Origin of the sequence: Hanstruepera marina, assembly GCF_019880635.1 — a bacterium.
GTDB classification, from domain to species: Bacteria; Bacteroidota; Bacteroidia; order Flavobacteriales; family Flavobacteriaceae; genus Hanstruepera; species Hanstruepera marina.
Genome location: NZ_JAINVX010000001.1, coordinates 1,512,384 through 1,526,022, shown reverse-complemented (window position 1 = coordinate 1,526,022; position 13,639 = coordinate 1,512,384). Strand labels below are relative to the sequence as shown.

The following is a 13,639-nucleotide window of genomic DNA, read 5'->3' as shown; positions in this document are numbered from 1 at the left end:
CAAAGATAAAGCTTGTTACTTTTATATCATGCTTTACTTACTTATTTTAGCATTATGATTACAGTATGTCTTTTAGGAGCCGGCAATGTAGCTACCCATTTATTTAAAGCCTTTAACAATGCAGAACATGTTAGTGTTCTACAGTGGTTTAATAGAGATTTAAAAAAATTGTCAACTTATAAAAATGACGTGCTTATCACAAATAATATTGATACACTAAAACATGCTGATGTTTATGTTTTAGCGGTAAGCGATGATGCCATTGCTGATTTTTCTTCCCAGTTGCCATTTGAAAATAGATTTGTTGTGCATACCTCTGGTAGTGTTAATGTTTATGATATGGACAAGAAAAACCGACGTGGTGTATTTTACCCCTTACAAACATTTTCAAAAGATATTCCGGTAACATTTAAAGAAGTCCCCATCTGTATTGAAGCTTTGGACAAAAGCGATTTAAATATTCTAAAACATTTAGCAGAAAATTTAGGTTGCTCATGGTATAAAATAAATACTGAACAAAGACAAACCCTACATCTATCAGCTGTGTTTGTTAATAATTTCACAAACCAATTGTACAGAATTGCCCATGAAATTAGTGATGCAAAAAGTATCAATTTTGATATTTTGAAACCGCTTATCCTAGAAACAGCTCGAAAAGTTCAGGAAACATCGCCTTATATGGCACAAACAGGCCCTGCAAAACGCAATGATAAAAAGACCATAAAACGACACTTAAAATTATTGGAAAATGAGCAGCATAAAGCCATTTATGAACTCTTGACCCAATCCATAAAAAATACGCATGGAAGATAAAAGTTACAAAGAATACTTAAAGCACATAACCACCTTTATTTTAGATATTGATGGTGTATTAACAGATGGCAGCGTAATGGTAACCACATCTGGAGAAATGCTTCGTAGTATGAACATAAAAGACGGTTATGCCCTTAAAACAGCTATTGACAAAGGTTTTAATATCTGTATCATATCAGGTGGATCTAATGAAGGGGTTCGAGTCCGTTTAAATGGATTGGGCGTTACAGATGTGTTTTTAGGGGCACACAATAAAATAGAACAACTAAACACCTATTTAGCTTCTAAACATGTCCATTTAAAGCATGTACTTTATATGGGTGACGATCTACCAGACTATCCCGTTATGAAATTGGTCGGTCTACCAACTTGCCCACAAGATGCTGCTCCTGAAATAAAAGCTATTTCAAAATATGTATCGCACAAAAATGGTGGCAAAGGCGCTGTTCGGGATGTTATTGAACAGGTTTTAAAAGTACAGGACAAATGGTTTGACAGCTTTAATGCTCAATATGATTAATTCACGAAAATAGTTTGACAAGACCTAGAAGAAGACATAGCACGGGTTTTGGATATATTGGCTTTGGGAATAGTCAAAATGTATTCAACAGAAAAGCTTCAAAGCCGTTTTCTGGTGTTAAAAATAAGCTTAATACAGAAAGCCATAGAGTCTTTAATACTCACTATTTACATCATACATTAAGTGACAAGGAACGCTTGTTAATCAAAAACAGAATTCGCAAAAAACAAAAGCGCAAAAACATTGTGGCTAGTTTAATTACAACTGTTCTTATGCTGCTTTTAATTATATATATTATTAAAAAACTAAACTTTAAAATATAACACTTGAATATACTGAACCTTATTCGTTGGAAAAACTTGGGCATGATTGCGCTTATGCAATACCTTATTAAATATGCCTTATTGGTACCGTTTGGTGTAGAGATAACTTTAAACGGGTTTGGGTTTACCTTATTAACAACAGCAACATTGTGTATTGCGGCTGCCGGATATATTATTAACGATATTTATGATGTAGAAACCGATTTAGTTAATAAACCCGATAAGGTAATCGTTGGAAAAACAGTTTCAGAAAAAACAGCTTACACCCTATTTATTGTTTTTAATGTAATTGGCGTATTAGTTGGGTTTTACCTTTCGCATTTAGTGGGAAGAAGTGGCTTTTTTGCACTTTTTGTCATTATTTCTGGGCTACTGTACATTTATGCCAGCTATTTAAAGCGGCTTTTGTTGGTTGGAAACATAGTGGTTTCAATTTTAGTAGCCATGAGCTTATTATTAGTGGGTTTATTTGAGTTACTGCCTGCTGTAACGGCTCAAAATCAAGAAACCCAACTCACTTTCTTTAAAATAATTTTCGACTATGCAGTTTTCGCCTTCCTTTTAAACCTCTTACGTGAAATGATCAAAGATATTGAAGATATTGATGGTGATTATAAATCGGGTATGAATACATTACCCATTGCGCTAGGTCGCGATAGAGCTTCAAAAATAACCTTTGTTTTTGCCATTGTCCCATTATTAATTGTAGTTCATTATGTTATAACCTATATGTATTCACAATTATATGTTGTAATTTATTTTTTGGCTCTTGTTATTGCACCGTTAATTTTCTTGATTATAAAACTATATATGGCAAAAACCAAAAAGGATTTCACATTTTTAAGTGCATTGGTAAAGCTCATAATGCTGTTCGGCATGTTATCGTTAATACTGTATAAATTTGTACTTTTAGATTCTTGAAGCCACTAAAATCATACGCTTTTAAAATTGACCATTTTCTATGTTAGAAAGTAAACTAAAAAGCTATCATATCATCCTAGCTTCTGGTTCACCAAGAAGGCAACAATTTTTTAGAGACCTAGGTATTGATTTTGAAATTCGACTAAAACCGGTAAAAGAGGAATATCCCAAACGCTTAAAACATTTTGAGATAAGCGACTATTTAGCACAACTTAAAGCCTTACCGTTTAAAGCGGACTTAAATCCGAATGATATTTTAATTACGAGCGATACCATTGTCTGGCATAATAACCAAGCACTTGGAAAACCAAAATCCAGTCAAGATGCCTTTAACATGATTCAGTCCTTAAGCAATTCTACGCACGAGGTTATTACATCGGTATGTTTTACAACTACACAACTACAAAAAACGGTAAATGCCGTTACTAAAGTTACTTTTAAAAATTTAACCGATTCTGAAATACAATACTACATAGATACCTGTAAGCCTTTTGATAAAGCGGGATCATACGGTATTCAAGAATGGATAGGACAAATTGGGATCACTAAAATTGAAGGTTCGTACTTTAATGTAGTAGGCCTCCCTACGCATTTAGTATATAAAACCCTGGGCTCGTTTATTTCTTAAATTATAGTTAGGAAACACCGTTTTGTTTTTTATTCTATATTATCTTTACATTAACATCAATTTTGTTGCATTATGTTTTTTGAAACTTACAAATCAGAATTAATCATATCCGGATTTTTAATCATTCTGTTCTATTTAATTAGGGTAATAGCCAACACCTTAATAAAAAAACTTGGTCGTAAAACAGGAATTAATGATGCACGTATCCAATTAATTTGTCGCTATTCCACAGTAACTTTATTTTTGATTTGGCTGTTAATGGAAGCCTTTATTTTCGGAACAGAAGCAAAAGATTTGGCACTAGTATTTTCGTCTGTTTTTGCGGTTATGGGTATAGCTCTGTTTGCCATTTGGTCCATTTTAAGCAATGTAACATCAGGAATCATAATGTTTTTTTCGTTCCCATATAAAGTAGGCGACAAAATTCAAATTCATGATAAGGATTTTCCTGTTGAAGCCATAATTGAAGACATTCGTGCCTTTCAACTACACTTAAGACTGGATAATGGTGATTTAGTAACCTATCCTAACAACCTCATCTTACAAAAAGCGGTTACATTGGTTGAAAAAGATGCTATAGATGAAGGTTCAGATGCCATATAATTAATTTTTGTTGTAATTTTCTACTCTATGGGCAAAAAAAGAACCACCAAATACAAAAAGCATGTCGGTCAAGTACCCGGTACTATGGTGTATACCGGTGATAAAACGTCTCAAAAACTCTTTATAGAATCGTTTGATTACAATAGCGAATTTATTCAGGAACAGGAACACTTTGATATAGACGAAATATTAAAATTCAAAACTACCGATACCATTACCTGGATTAACATCAACGGCTTAAATTATGTAAATGAAATTCAGCGTATAGGCGAGTTTTACAACCTGCACAACCTCATCCTTGAAGATATTGTAAACACCTCACAAAGACCTAAAATTGATGAGTATGACGACTATATTTTTGTGGTGTTAAAAATGCTCTATTATGATACCGATGAAAATATTGTTTCAGAACAAGTAAGCTTTGTTTTGGGCGATAATTACGTACTCACTTTCCAAGAGGCCGAAGGCGATGTGTTCGACTCGGTTCGGGACAGACTGCGTTTTGCAAAAGGTCGTATTCGTGGCCTAGGATCAGACCATCTACTCTATGCGCTTATTGATGCGGTAGTTGACCATTATTTTATTGTTAACGAAACCATGGGCAATAAAATAGAAGATTTAGAAGACTTATTGTTTAGTGGCATTGTTAAAGACGATTTAAACAAGCAGGTTCTAGAACTTAAAAAAGAACTCTTAAAAGTCCGTCGTGTTATATTTCCGCTGCGGGAAATTATAGGCAGAATTGAAAAAGGCGACCATAAACTTATAAAAGAAAGAACCCTTCAATTCTATAGGGATATTTATGACCATACCATACAACTATCGGATACCATTGATATTTACCGCGAAATGATTTTTAGCTTAATGGACATGTACATGACCTCCATTAGCAATAAAATGAACGAGGTCATGAAAGTATTAACCATTATGGCAACCATCTTCATTCCACTCACATTCATAGCAGGTATCTATGGTATGAATTTCGACCACATGCCCGAATTACACTACAAGTATAGTTACTATATCCTTTGGGCCGTTATGGTTGTGGTCTTTTTAGGTATGGTCTTTTACTTTAAACGTAAGAAGTGGCTTTAAAAAAGATGTTACGTTAAAGAAACATTAAAACCCAACCCTTCCCTAGTTTACTTTGTTATATTTGGTTTCACTAACTGAATCAAACATGCTTAAAAGAATACAAGTTACATTTATTTGTTTTTTAATTTCCTTAAGCGCTTTTGCGCAGCAACCCCAAAAGCCTAATGCTTCAGAAATTTACGAGTCCATCAAAAAATTAAATTTTTTAGGATCTGTTTTATATGTGGCAGCGCATCCCGATGACGAAAATACACGACTCATTTCGTATATGGCTAATGAGGTTAAAGCTAGAACAGCTTATCTGTCACTCACTCGTGGCGATGGTGGCCAAAACCTTATAGGGCCTGAAATACGAGAACTTTTAGGGGTTATCAGAACACAGGAACTTTTAACAGCAAGAGCTATTGACGGTGGTGAGCAACGCTTTACACGCGCCAATGATTTTGGGTACTCTAAGCATCCTGACGAAACCCTTGAAATATGGAATAAAAACGAAGTATTAAGTGATGTGGTTTTGGCAATTAGGCAATTTCAGCCCGATATTATTATCAACCGCTTTGACCATAGAACACCGGGTAGTACCCATGGGCACCACACTAGTTCGGCTATGCTGAGCGTGGAAGCTTTTGATTTGGCAAACGATACTACGGTATATCCGGAGCAGTTGCAATATGTTGACCCATGGCAACCAAAATATTTATTCTACAATACGAGTTGGTGGCGATACGGAAGTCGCGAAAATTTTGAAAAAGTTGATAAAACAAACTTTATAAGTTTTGATACGGGTACGTATTTCCCTTCTAACGGTTTAAGCAATACCGAAATTGCTGCCTTAAGTCGAAGTCAGCACAAATCGCAAGGTTTTGGAAATACAGGTACACGCGGTACCGAAATGGAATACATTGAATTAATTAAAGGCAATTTATCAAGCAATACAGCCCATATTTTTGAAGGTATCGATACATCATGGAATCGTGTAAAAGGTGGCCAAGAAATTGGTGAAATCCTTAATGATGTTGAAGAACATTATGATTTTAAAAACCCTTCAGCCTCTATTCCAAAATTGGTTCAGGCGTACACCCTTATTCAAAGATTAGAAAACACCCATTGGAAAACACAAAAAACAAAAGAGATAAAAGCCATTATTACAGCATGTTCAGGCTTATATATAGAAGCCGTTACCACTTCTAACCAGGCTACACAAAATGAAACCATGAGTTTGTATTTTGAACTGGTCAACCGCAGTAACACTAAACTTTCTCTAGCATCATATATCAATCCCAACGGTTTACATGTCAATAAAGGGATTAACCTTAACAATAACGATCGCGTTATTATCGAGGAATCATTTACGGTATCTCTACCAAACCAAGATAATATAATAACCACACCCTATTGGTTAACCGAAAAAGGTACACTGGGTATGTATAAGGTTAGCGATAAAGCATTAATTGGAAAACCGGAAACACCAGATTATTTTAATGTTACTTTCAACATTACTATTGAGGGCATCACCATACCATTTACCAGACCTGTAGTGTTTAAAACCAACGATCCTGTTAAAGGTGAGGTATATAAACCGTTTGAGGTTATTCCTGAAGCTACTGCAAAATTAGCCGAGAAAGTCATAATTTTTGATACCGACGCTGAAAAGGAAATTGCATTGACTATTAGGGCTGGACGTGATAATCTGGAAGGTGAGGTAGAATTGTGCCATCCTGAAAACTGGAATGTTTACCCTGAAAAACTGTCCGTTAATATTTCCAATAAAGGAGGTGAACAACGTGTTGTCTTTAAAGTTATTCCACCAAAAAATCAAGATGAAGGTTTTATAAGCCCAATCGTTACAGTTGGTGACAAACAATATACAGATGAACTCATTGAAATAGCCTACGATCATATTCCCTACCAAATGGTTTTATTACCAAGCGAAAGTAAAATTGTACGATTAGACATTAAAAAGAAAGGCGATAATATAGCATATATTACTGGCGCAGGTGATGCTGTTCCAGAAAGCTTACGCCAAATTGGTTATAACGTTTTAACCCTATCACCCGAAGATATTACTGCAGAATCCTTAAGCCGTTTTGATGCTGTTGTTCTTGGGATTAGAGCTTACAATACGGTTGAAACCTTGAAATTTAAACAAGATATTTTGTTTGATTTTATTAAAAATGGTGGCAATATGATAGTGCAGTATAACACAAGCCATCGTTTAAAAGTTGATCAGTTGGCACCATATAAATTGGAATTGTCACGCGATCGTGTGACTGATGAGTTTGCCGAAGTCAAGTTTTTAAAACCCAATCATCCGCTTTTAAACTATCCCAATGCCATTACCAAACAAGATTTTGAAGGTTGGACACAAGAACGTGGCTTATACTTCCCTGACTCTTGGGGAAAAGAATTCACACCACTATTTGCCATGAACGATAAAGGTGAATCATCAAAAAAAGGAAGTCTGTTGGTGGCGCAATATGGCAAAGGCTACTATATCTATACCGGATTAAGTTTTTTTAGGGAGTTTCCAGCAGGAGTACCAGGTGCTTACCGTTTGTTTGCCAACATGCTGTCTTTAGGAAAAGGGGAATTACCAAAAGAGCAGCAATTAAAAAACTAGTCCAATGAATGAATCGAATTACAAATGGGAAAGAATGTATACCTTGGTATTGGTAGCTAATGTAGTGTATTGGATTGCATTCTATTTAATCATGCAAGCCTTTTAACTATGCAGACATTAGATTGGATTATACTCTCGATAACATTGTTGGCCATCGTTGGTTATGGCACGTATCAAACAAGAGGCAGTAAAAATGTTCAAGATTACCTAAAAGGTGGTAATACTTCAAAATGGTGGACTATTGGCTTATCTGTTATGGCCACCCAAGCCAGTGCCATTACCTTTTTATCGACTCCCGGACAAGCCTTTAATGATGGTATGGGATTTGTTCAATTCTATTTTGGGTTACCTATTGCCATGGTAGTGATTTGTATGGTATTCATTCCGTTATACCATCGTTTAAAAGTGTATACGGCTTATGAGTTTTTAGAAAATCGTTTTGATCTAAAAACACGAACCTTAACAGCTATTCTCTTTTTAATTCAACGTGGTTTGGCCGCTGGTATTACCATATTTGCACCTGCTATAATCCTATCGGTTGTATTAGGATGGAACCTGTTGCTCTTAAATGTAATCATTGGGATTCTAGTTATTATCTATACGGTTTCGGGTGGTACACGGGCCGTTAATGTTACCCAAAAACATCAAATGGTAGTGATTTTTACGGGAATGGTAATTGCTTTTATTCTAATAGTCAATAAGCTTCCGGAAAATATTACCTTCAGTAATGCTCTGGAAATTGCTGGGGCAAGTGGCAAAATGGATATTCTTGACTTCTCATTCGATTTGAATAATCGCTACACCTTTTGGAGTGGAATTATTGGGGGAACGTTTTTAATGCTGTCTTATTTTGGAACCGATCAAAGTCAAGTACAGCGCTATCTTTCAGGCAAATCGGTAAAAGAAATGCAATTAGGCCTCTTGTTTAATGGTATTTTTAAAGTCCCTATGCAATTCTTTATTCTGTTGGTCGGTGTTATGGTATTTGTGTTTTACCAATTCAACAAAGCTCCTGTTAACTTCAACCCTGTGGCTACCGAAATTGTCTTGGATTCAGAGTACGGAAACGAATTCCAAAAATTACAATCCGAACAAGATGCTATTTTTGAAACCAAACAAACCCTTATAGCCGATTTTATTCTAAATAAAAACGAAGCTTCCATTCAAGGGGTAGCTCAGGCAAACGCGCAAAATGATAGCATTAGAAATCGTGCAAAAGTATTAATTGATAAAGCTGGAGAAACCAAGCAAGTTAAAGTGGAGAGCAATGACAAAGACTATGTGTTTATTCATTTTATCTTAAATAATTTACCTCGTGGTTTAATTGGATTACTTTTAGCTGTAATTTTAAGCGCGGCTATGTCCAGTACCTCTAGCGAGCTAAATGCATTGGCCTCAACAACAACAATAGATTTATACAAACGTAATACTCCAGAGAAAAGCGAAACCGAAATGGTTAAAGTGTCAAGATGGTTTACATTGGCTTGGGGTATACTGGCCATTTTGGTTGCTTGTGTGGCAAATCTTGCTGAAAACCTCATACAATTAGTGAATATCATAGGTTCCATATTCTATGGTAATGTGCTCGGTATTTTTCTATTAGCATTTTTCTTTAAGGCCATTAAAGGCCATGCGGTATTTATAGCCGCATTAATAACACAAGTATTGGTTATTGGCTTGTTTCTATTGAATGAATTTGAATTCATTAATTTACCGTTCTTATGGCTTAATTTTGTGGGTTGCGTTATTGTTATTGTAATAGCCCATATTATCCAAGGATTAATAAAACAGAAAGCTTAAAACTAGTATAAACAATAATTTAAAAAGTGGCTTAAAGCCACTTTTTTTGTTAAATAAATGTTACATTTTGTAAATTTATTTTGTCTATATGTAAAGTTTGTTTTACATTTGAATTATCAATTTAAAATCGAGCATTATGAAAACAAATTATTTATTACCAAACAAATACAAGCTTTTAGGCTGGGTTTTATTAATTCCTGGTTTAATTGCTGGTATATTAATGTACAGTTTGGGTTTTGAAGACCAACTGTTAACCACTAAAGTATTCTCTATTTACAGCGACCCTTTTATAGGCCAAGCAGGCTTTTTTAAAATCATTGAAAATGGTATTGCAGACGAACTTACGGCTATTGCCATAATTGTGGGTGGACTTCTAGTTGGGTTTTCTAAAGAAAAAATAGAAGACGAGTTTATCTATAAACTTCGAACAGAATCATTGGTTTGGTCCATAATTTTTAATTACGTCGTGCTTTTATTTACCATATTATTTGTTTACGATATGGCTTTTTTTAATGTATTAATTTTTAATATGTTTACACCACTACTCTTTTTCATTATCCGTTTTAACTTTTTAAAACTTAAATCCGTGAGTTATGAAGAATAATTTAAAAGTTGAGCGAGCGATTCACAATTTAACTCAAGCCGATTTAGCAGAGCGTATTGGAGTAAGCAGACAATCCATAAATGCCATGGAAAAAAATAAGTATGTACCATCCACAGTATTGGCATTAAAAATAGCCAAGCTATTTAATAAATCCGTAGAAGATATTTTTTTTCTAGATGAAAACGATTAAATAAAAAAGCGACCAATTGGTCGCTTTTTTTATTATTAAATGAATTCATTAATTGGAACTCCACTCTTTTATAGATTGCTCATTAAATTTAACGTACTGATCATTTCCAGCTTCTTTAGCTCCAGCTAAAGATTTTTTTGCCAAGGCAATAGCACCAGCTTTATCTCCCACTTTAGCATAAATTAAGGACTGTTGTCTTAATTGCCAGAATTCAGGTTTTTCAGTCATTGACATCGATTTGTCCATCCATTCCTTAGCTTGTTTAATATCTTTATTTTCCTGTAAATAGTAAACGGCAGCAGCAAAATAATCTTCAGCTGAAGGCTCACCGGCTAACGTTTTATTTATAGATTCTAAAACCTTATCATCGGTAGGCACTTCAAAAGGCACCGACACGTAAGCTTTTTCCCAAATAAAATCTAAAGTGGCACTCCCGTTTCTAATGTTGTTTACGTCAATTGTAAAGGTTTCAACAGTAAATGGAATTTCATGAACCTGTACTTTAGCAATGGCAACAACTTTGCTCTCATCCCACTTTTTAGGTACTCCCCAGTTTTCGGTATCATTATAAAAATAAACTACCCAAATAGATTCATTCAACTCAATAAAAATTGAATATGAGCCTGGTTTAATCTTATAATCTCCAATAACTACAGGATCACTAAATGTAATTATAGTATTCTTATTGGCTCCTGTTCGCCACATTTTGCCATAAGGTTCCAAACCACCAAATATTGTTCTGTCCTTGACTCCAGGACGGGAGTATTCAATTGTAACATCGGTTAAACCAACCTTTTGTTCTACTTTGCTAAAAGGGCTTGGCTGTGGTGTAGCGACTTGAGCGTTCATTGAAAACACAAATGCCAATGCCAGTGTAAGAGTTATTAGTTTTTTCATATGGATTAGTATTAAATTAGGTATTGATTATAAATATCTGTTTTAAATGAATATTATCCTGTTAATAGTATTGTAAAAATAAGGTAAACTACTTCTCATCCCAATTAAACTTTTTGTAAACACTTCGCTCTATTTCAGCAAAATTTTCTAAATGATTAATATACTGTTCAGTAGTTAAAATCCTCTTGACTTCCATGTTCATTCTATCCACAATTTCATCAAACTTATCTTGCATCTCTGCATCTGTATAATTTTTATCCTTATCATTTATACGAGTCATATCGTAAATTCTTGAAAAAATTATGGCATCATACTCTTCCCTAACGTCATCCGTCAATTTCATCTCGTTTACACGTTCATTAAACCAACCAGCCATATTGGAACGCTCCTTCACCGTATAAACCGTATCAACTTTTGCGGCTTGACGTCTTATTTGCTGCTGAGACATGGTGTTCTGCCCATATGATGAAATCATACACATAAAAACAAAAACTAATAGAACTCGGATTTTTTTCATGTTAATTATTTTATACTCAAATATACAATTTCTGTGTTGCATTATTATATCATGATCAAAATTAATTTTGTTTAACTTTAACTAAATATTGTTAAACATTTTGTATTTTTGGCAAAAACAAACATATGGCACGCAAAAAAAATATAAATAAAAACGACCTTGTTTCGTTTTACATGAATTTTGTTCTAGAGCACAATAAAAAACCTACAACTGTTTTTGAATTGTCTAAAGCATTCAATTTTGAAGAGTCAAAGTTTTACAATTTCTTTGGAAATATTCAAGCAGTCGAAAACCATGTCTTCACACTGTTCTTTCAGAATACGGTTGATATGCTGAACACAAGTGAAGATTACAAAACATTTAATTCCAGAAATCAACTCTTAAGTTTTTACTTCACATTCTTCGAAAGTTTAACAGCCAACAGAAGTTACGTTTCCTTTGCATTAAAAGACCATAGCAACGGATTAAAATCTTTAAAGCAATTGCAGGGTTTACGTAAACATTTTACAGATTACGTCAAGAATTTAGATATTGAAATAGTCGATATTAAAAATGATAAAATTGAAACTATACAAATGAAAGCTATTGCTGAAGCTGCTTGGATACAACTTTTACTTTCCATAAAATTTTGGTTGGAGGACAGTTCTGCAGCATTTGAAAAAACGGACATTTTTATTGAAAAAGCAGTAAATACAAGTTTCGATGTACTCAATATTAAACCTTTTAAAAGTGTAATGGATTTAGGAAAATTTCTTTTAAAGGAAAAAATGAATATGACTGTTTAATTATGAAAACAATAGACCATATTCCAACATCTAAAATACAACGAGCATCCAAATTGGTTACTACGGGTGCTAAAGTTGGTGTTAATTATTTAAAATACTATGGAGACCAATTGGTTAGCTCTAAAGAAGAAGCTAAAAACAAATTAAATGTCAATAATGCTGATGATATTTATAATAGCCTTAAACAATTAAAAGGAAGTGCGTTAAAAGTGGCTCAAATGTTGAGCATGGAGAAAAACATATTACCACAAGCTTACGTCGAAAAATTCTCTTTAGCCCAATTTTCGGTTCCTCCATTATCGCCACCGTTAGTTATTAAAACCTTTAAAAAATATTTTGGTAAAGATCCAAATGAATTATTCGATACTTTCAATGCAACGTCTGTAAATGCTGCAAGCATTGGTCAAGTACACCTTGCGGAAAAAGATGGAAGAAAATTTGCTGTAAAAATACAATACCCTGGAGTTGCAGAGAGTATCACTTCAGATTTGGCATTGGTTAAACCAATTGCCATGAGCATGTTCAATATTAAAGGTAAAGATTCTGATAAATATTTTAAAGAAGTAGAAAGCAAACTCATTGAGGAAACCAACTACACTCTCGAAATTAAACAAAGTAAAGCCATAGCTGAAGCCTGTAAAAATATACCCAATATACGCTTTCCAAAATATTATGATGAATTGTCTTCAGAGCGCATTATAACCATGGACTATATGATAGGTGAACATCTATCTGAATTTACATCGCATAATACAAATCAAACAATGGCTAATGAATTAGGCCAAGCACTATGGGATTTTTATATGTTTCAAATTCATATACTCAAAAAAGTTCATGCAGACCCGCATCCTGGAAACTTTTTAATTTCAGAAGATGGTAAGCTCATTGCTTTAGATTTTGGCTGTATGAAAACCATACCAAATGATTTTTACAAGCCCTACTTTGAACTTGCCGAAAAAGAAAGTATCAACAACCCAGAGCGTTTTAGAGAAAAGCTTTTTGAATTGGAAATTCTCCGTCCGGATGACTCTCCTGATGAACTGGATTTTTTTACCAATATGTTCCATGAGATGTTAAGCATTTTTACGAAACCTTTCCACAATGAAGTTTTTGACTTTTCAGACCCCACTTTTTTTAGGAAAATTGCTGAATTAGGTGAAAAGTACTCTAAAAATACAGAACTGCGTAAAATGAACGGTAATAGAGGATCTAAACATTTTATTTATATAAACAGAACTTTTTTTGGACTATATAATTTAATGTTCGATTTAAAAGCCCAACAAATAAACATCAAAAACTTTATAAATATTAATCAATAAAATT

At 34.0% G+C, this 13,639-nt stretch carries 15 protein-coding genes; 13 read left to right on the top strand and 2 right to left on the bottom strand.

Going from position 1 to position 13,639, the window contains the following annotated elements:
• Nucleotides 1-54: 54 nt before the first annotated feature.
• The 11 genes from K7G76_RS07165 to K7G76_RS07115 all read left to right on the top strand — a co-directional run bounded on the left by K7G76_RS07165 (nucleotide 55) and on the right by K7G76_RS07115 (nucleotide 10,117).
• Nucleotides 55-813 carry a Rossmann-like and DUF2520 domain-containing protein gene (locus tag K7G76_RS07165; RefSeq protein ID WP_223033475.1) on the top strand — a complete coding sequence of 253 codons (759 nt, stop codon included), beginning with the start codon at nucleotides 55-57 and terminating at the stop codon, nucleotides 811-813.
• Nucleotides 803-1,333: a KdsC family phosphatase gene (locus tag K7G76_RS07160; RefSeq protein ID WP_223033474.1), complete on the top strand. Its 531-nt coding sequence runs from the start codon at nucleotides 803-805 to the stop codon at nucleotides 1,331-1,333. Before K7G76_RS07165 ends, K7G76_RS07160 begins: the two co-directional genes overlap by 11 nt.
• A gap of 14 nt (nucleotides 1,334-1,347) precedes the next feature.
• Nucleotides 1,348-1,656, top strand: coding sequence for a hypothetical protein (locus K7G76_RS07155; protein WP_223033473.1), 309 nt, complete (start codon nucleotides 1,348-1,350; stop codon nucleotides 1,654-1,656).
• Nucleotides 1,657-1,659: 3 nt separating this feature from the next.
• Nucleotides 1,660-2,577, top strand: a complete 918-nt coding sequence (locus K7G76_RS07150) for a geranylgeranylglycerol-phosphate geranylgeranyltransferase (protein ID WP_223033472.1) — start codon at nucleotides 1,660-1,662, stop codon at nucleotides 2,575-2,577.
• Between the two features lie 40 nt (nucleotides 2,578-2,617).
• Nucleotides 2,618-3,205, top strand: a complete 588-nt coding sequence (locus K7G76_RS07145) for a Maf-like protein (RefSeq protein ID WP_223033471.1) — start codon at nucleotides 2,618-2,620, stop codon at nucleotides 3,203-3,205.
• Nucleotides 3,206-3,277: 72 nt separating this feature from the next.
• Nucleotides 3,278-3,808 carry a mechanosensitive ion channel domain-containing protein gene (locus K7G76_RS07140; RefSeq protein WP_223033470.1) on the top strand — a complete coding sequence of 177 codons (531 nt, stop codon included), beginning with the start codon at nucleotides 3,278-3,280 and terminating at the stop codon, nucleotides 3,806-3,808.
• Between the two features lie 27 nt (nucleotides 3,809-3,835).
• A complete protein-coding gene (corA, locus tag K7G76_RS07135) occupies nucleotides 3,836-4,903 on the top strand; it encodes a magnesium/cobalt transporter CorA (RefSeq protein ID WP_223033469.1) in 1,068 nt (355 codons plus the stop codon).
• A gap of 85 nt (nucleotides 4,904-4,988) precedes the next feature.
• The gene (locus K7G76_RS07130) at nucleotides 4,989-7,523 is read left to right on the top strand and encodes a PIG-L family deacetylase (RefSeq protein ID WP_223033468.1); all 2,535 of its coding nucleotides are present in this window, start codon (nucleotides 4,989-4,991) and stop codon (nucleotides 7,521-7,523) included.
• A 108-nt stretch (nucleotides 7,524-7,631) separates the two neighbouring features.
• Entirely contained in the window at nucleotides 7,632-9,323 is a 1,692-nt protein-coding gene (locus K7G76_RS07125; protein WP_223033467.1) for a sodium:solute symporter, read from the top strand.
• A gap of 136 nt (nucleotides 9,324-9,459) precedes the next feature.
• On the top strand, nucleotides 9,460-9,927 hold the full coding sequence (locus K7G76_RS07120) for a hypothetical protein (RefSeq protein WP_223033466.1): 468 nt from the start codon (nucleotides 9,460-9,462) through the stop codon (nucleotides 9,925-9,927).
• Nucleotides 9,917-10,117, top strand: a complete 201-nt coding sequence (locus K7G76_RS07115) for a helix-turn-helix transcriptional regulator (RefSeq protein WP_223033465.1) — start codon at nucleotides 9,917-9,919, stop codon at nucleotides 10,115-10,117. The genes K7G76_RS07120 and K7G76_RS07115 overlap by 11 nt, the downstream gene beginning before the upstream one ends.
• A 48-nt stretch (nucleotides 10,118-10,165) precedes the next feature.
• Here K7G76_RS07115 and K7G76_RS07110 read toward each other — a convergent pair whose 3' ends face one another.
• Both K7G76_RS07110 and K7G76_RS07105 read right to left on the bottom strand, forming a co-directional pair.
• Complete coding sequence (locus K7G76_RS07110) at nucleotides 10,166-11,014, bottom strand: DUF2911 domain-containing protein (RefSeq protein ID WP_223033464.1); 849 nt, start codon at nucleotides 11,012-11,014, stop codon at nucleotides 10,166-10,168.
• Nucleotides 11,015-11,102: 88 nt separating this feature from the next.
• The gene (locus K7G76_RS07105) at nucleotides 11,103-11,531 is read right to left on the bottom strand and encodes a hypothetical protein (RefSeq protein WP_223033463.1); all 429 of its coding nucleotides are present in this window, start codon (nucleotides 11,529-11,531) and stop codon (nucleotides 11,103-11,105) included.
• Nucleotides 11,532-11,656: 125 nt separating this feature from the next.
• On the opposite strand from K7G76_RS07105, the gene K7G76_RS07100 reads away from it, so the two are divergent.
• Both K7G76_RS07100 and K7G76_RS07095 read left to right on the top strand, forming a co-directional pair.
• Nucleotides 11,657-12,316: a TetR family transcriptional regulator C-terminal domain-containing protein gene (locus tag K7G76_RS07100; RefSeq protein WP_223033462.1), complete on the top strand. Its 660-nt coding sequence runs from the start codon at nucleotides 11,657-11,659 to the stop codon at nucleotides 12,314-12,316.
• 2 nt (nucleotides 12,317-12,318) lie between these two features.
• Nucleotides 12,319-13,635 (top strand): ABC1 kinase family protein, encoded by a 1,317-nt coding sequence (locus tag K7G76_RS07095; protein ID WP_223033461.1) that lies wholly within the window; start codon nucleotides 12,319-12,321, stop codon nucleotides 13,633-13,635.
• Nucleotides 13,636-13,639: the final 4 nt, after the last annotated feature.

Bases quoted from the DNA above. Each gene is read 5' to 3' on its own strand.
- K7G76_RS07165 (WP_223033475.1), top strand. From the start codon at position 55: ATGATTACAGTATGTCTTTTAGGAGCCGGCAATGTAGCTACCCATTTA.
- K7G76_RS07160 (WP_223033474.1), top strand. From the start codon at position 803: ATGGAAGATAAAAGTTACAAAGAATACTTAAAGCACATAACCACCTTT.
- K7G76_RS07145 (WP_223033471.1), top strand. From the start codon at position 2,618: ATGTTAGAAAGTAAACTAAAAAGCTATCATATCATCCTAGCTTCTGGT.
- K7G76_RS07140 (WP_223033470.1), top strand. From the start codon at position 3,278: ATGTTTTTTGAAACTTACAAATCAGAATTAATCATATCCGGATTTTTA.
- corA (WP_223033469.1), top strand. From the start codon at position 3,836: ATGGGCAAAAAAAGAACCACCAAATACAAAAAGCATGTCGGTCAAGTA.
- K7G76_RS07130 (WP_223033468.1), top strand. From the start codon at position 4,989: ATGCTTAAAAGAATACAAGTTACATTTATTTGTTTTTTAATTTCCTTA.
- K7G76_RS07125 (WP_223033467.1), top strand. From the start codon at position 7,632: ATGCAGACATTAGATTGGATTATACTCTCGATAACATTGTTGGCCATC.
- K7G76_RS07120 (WP_223033466.1), top strand. From the start codon at position 9,460: ATGAAAACAAATTATTTATTACCAAACAAATACAAGCTTTTAGGCTGG.
- K7G76_RS07115 (WP_223033465.1), top strand. From the start codon at position 9,917: ATGAAGAATAATTTAAAAGTTGAGCGAGCGATTCACAATTTAACTCAA.
- K7G76_RS07110 (WP_223033464.1), bottom strand. From the start codon at position 11,014: ATGAAAAAACTAATAACTCTTACACTGGCATTGGCATTTGTGTTTTCA.
- K7G76_RS07105 (WP_223033463.1), bottom strand. From the start codon at position 11,531: ATGAAAAAAATCCGAGTTCTATTAGTTTTTGTTTTTATGTGTATGATT.
- K7G76_RS07100 (WP_223033462.1), top strand. From the start codon at position 11,657: ATGGCACGCAAAAAAAATATAAATAAAAACGACCTTGTTTCGTTTTAC.
- K7G76_RS07095 (WP_223033461.1), top strand. From the start codon at position 12,319: ATGAAAACAATAGACCATATTCCAACATCTAAAATACAACGAGCATCC.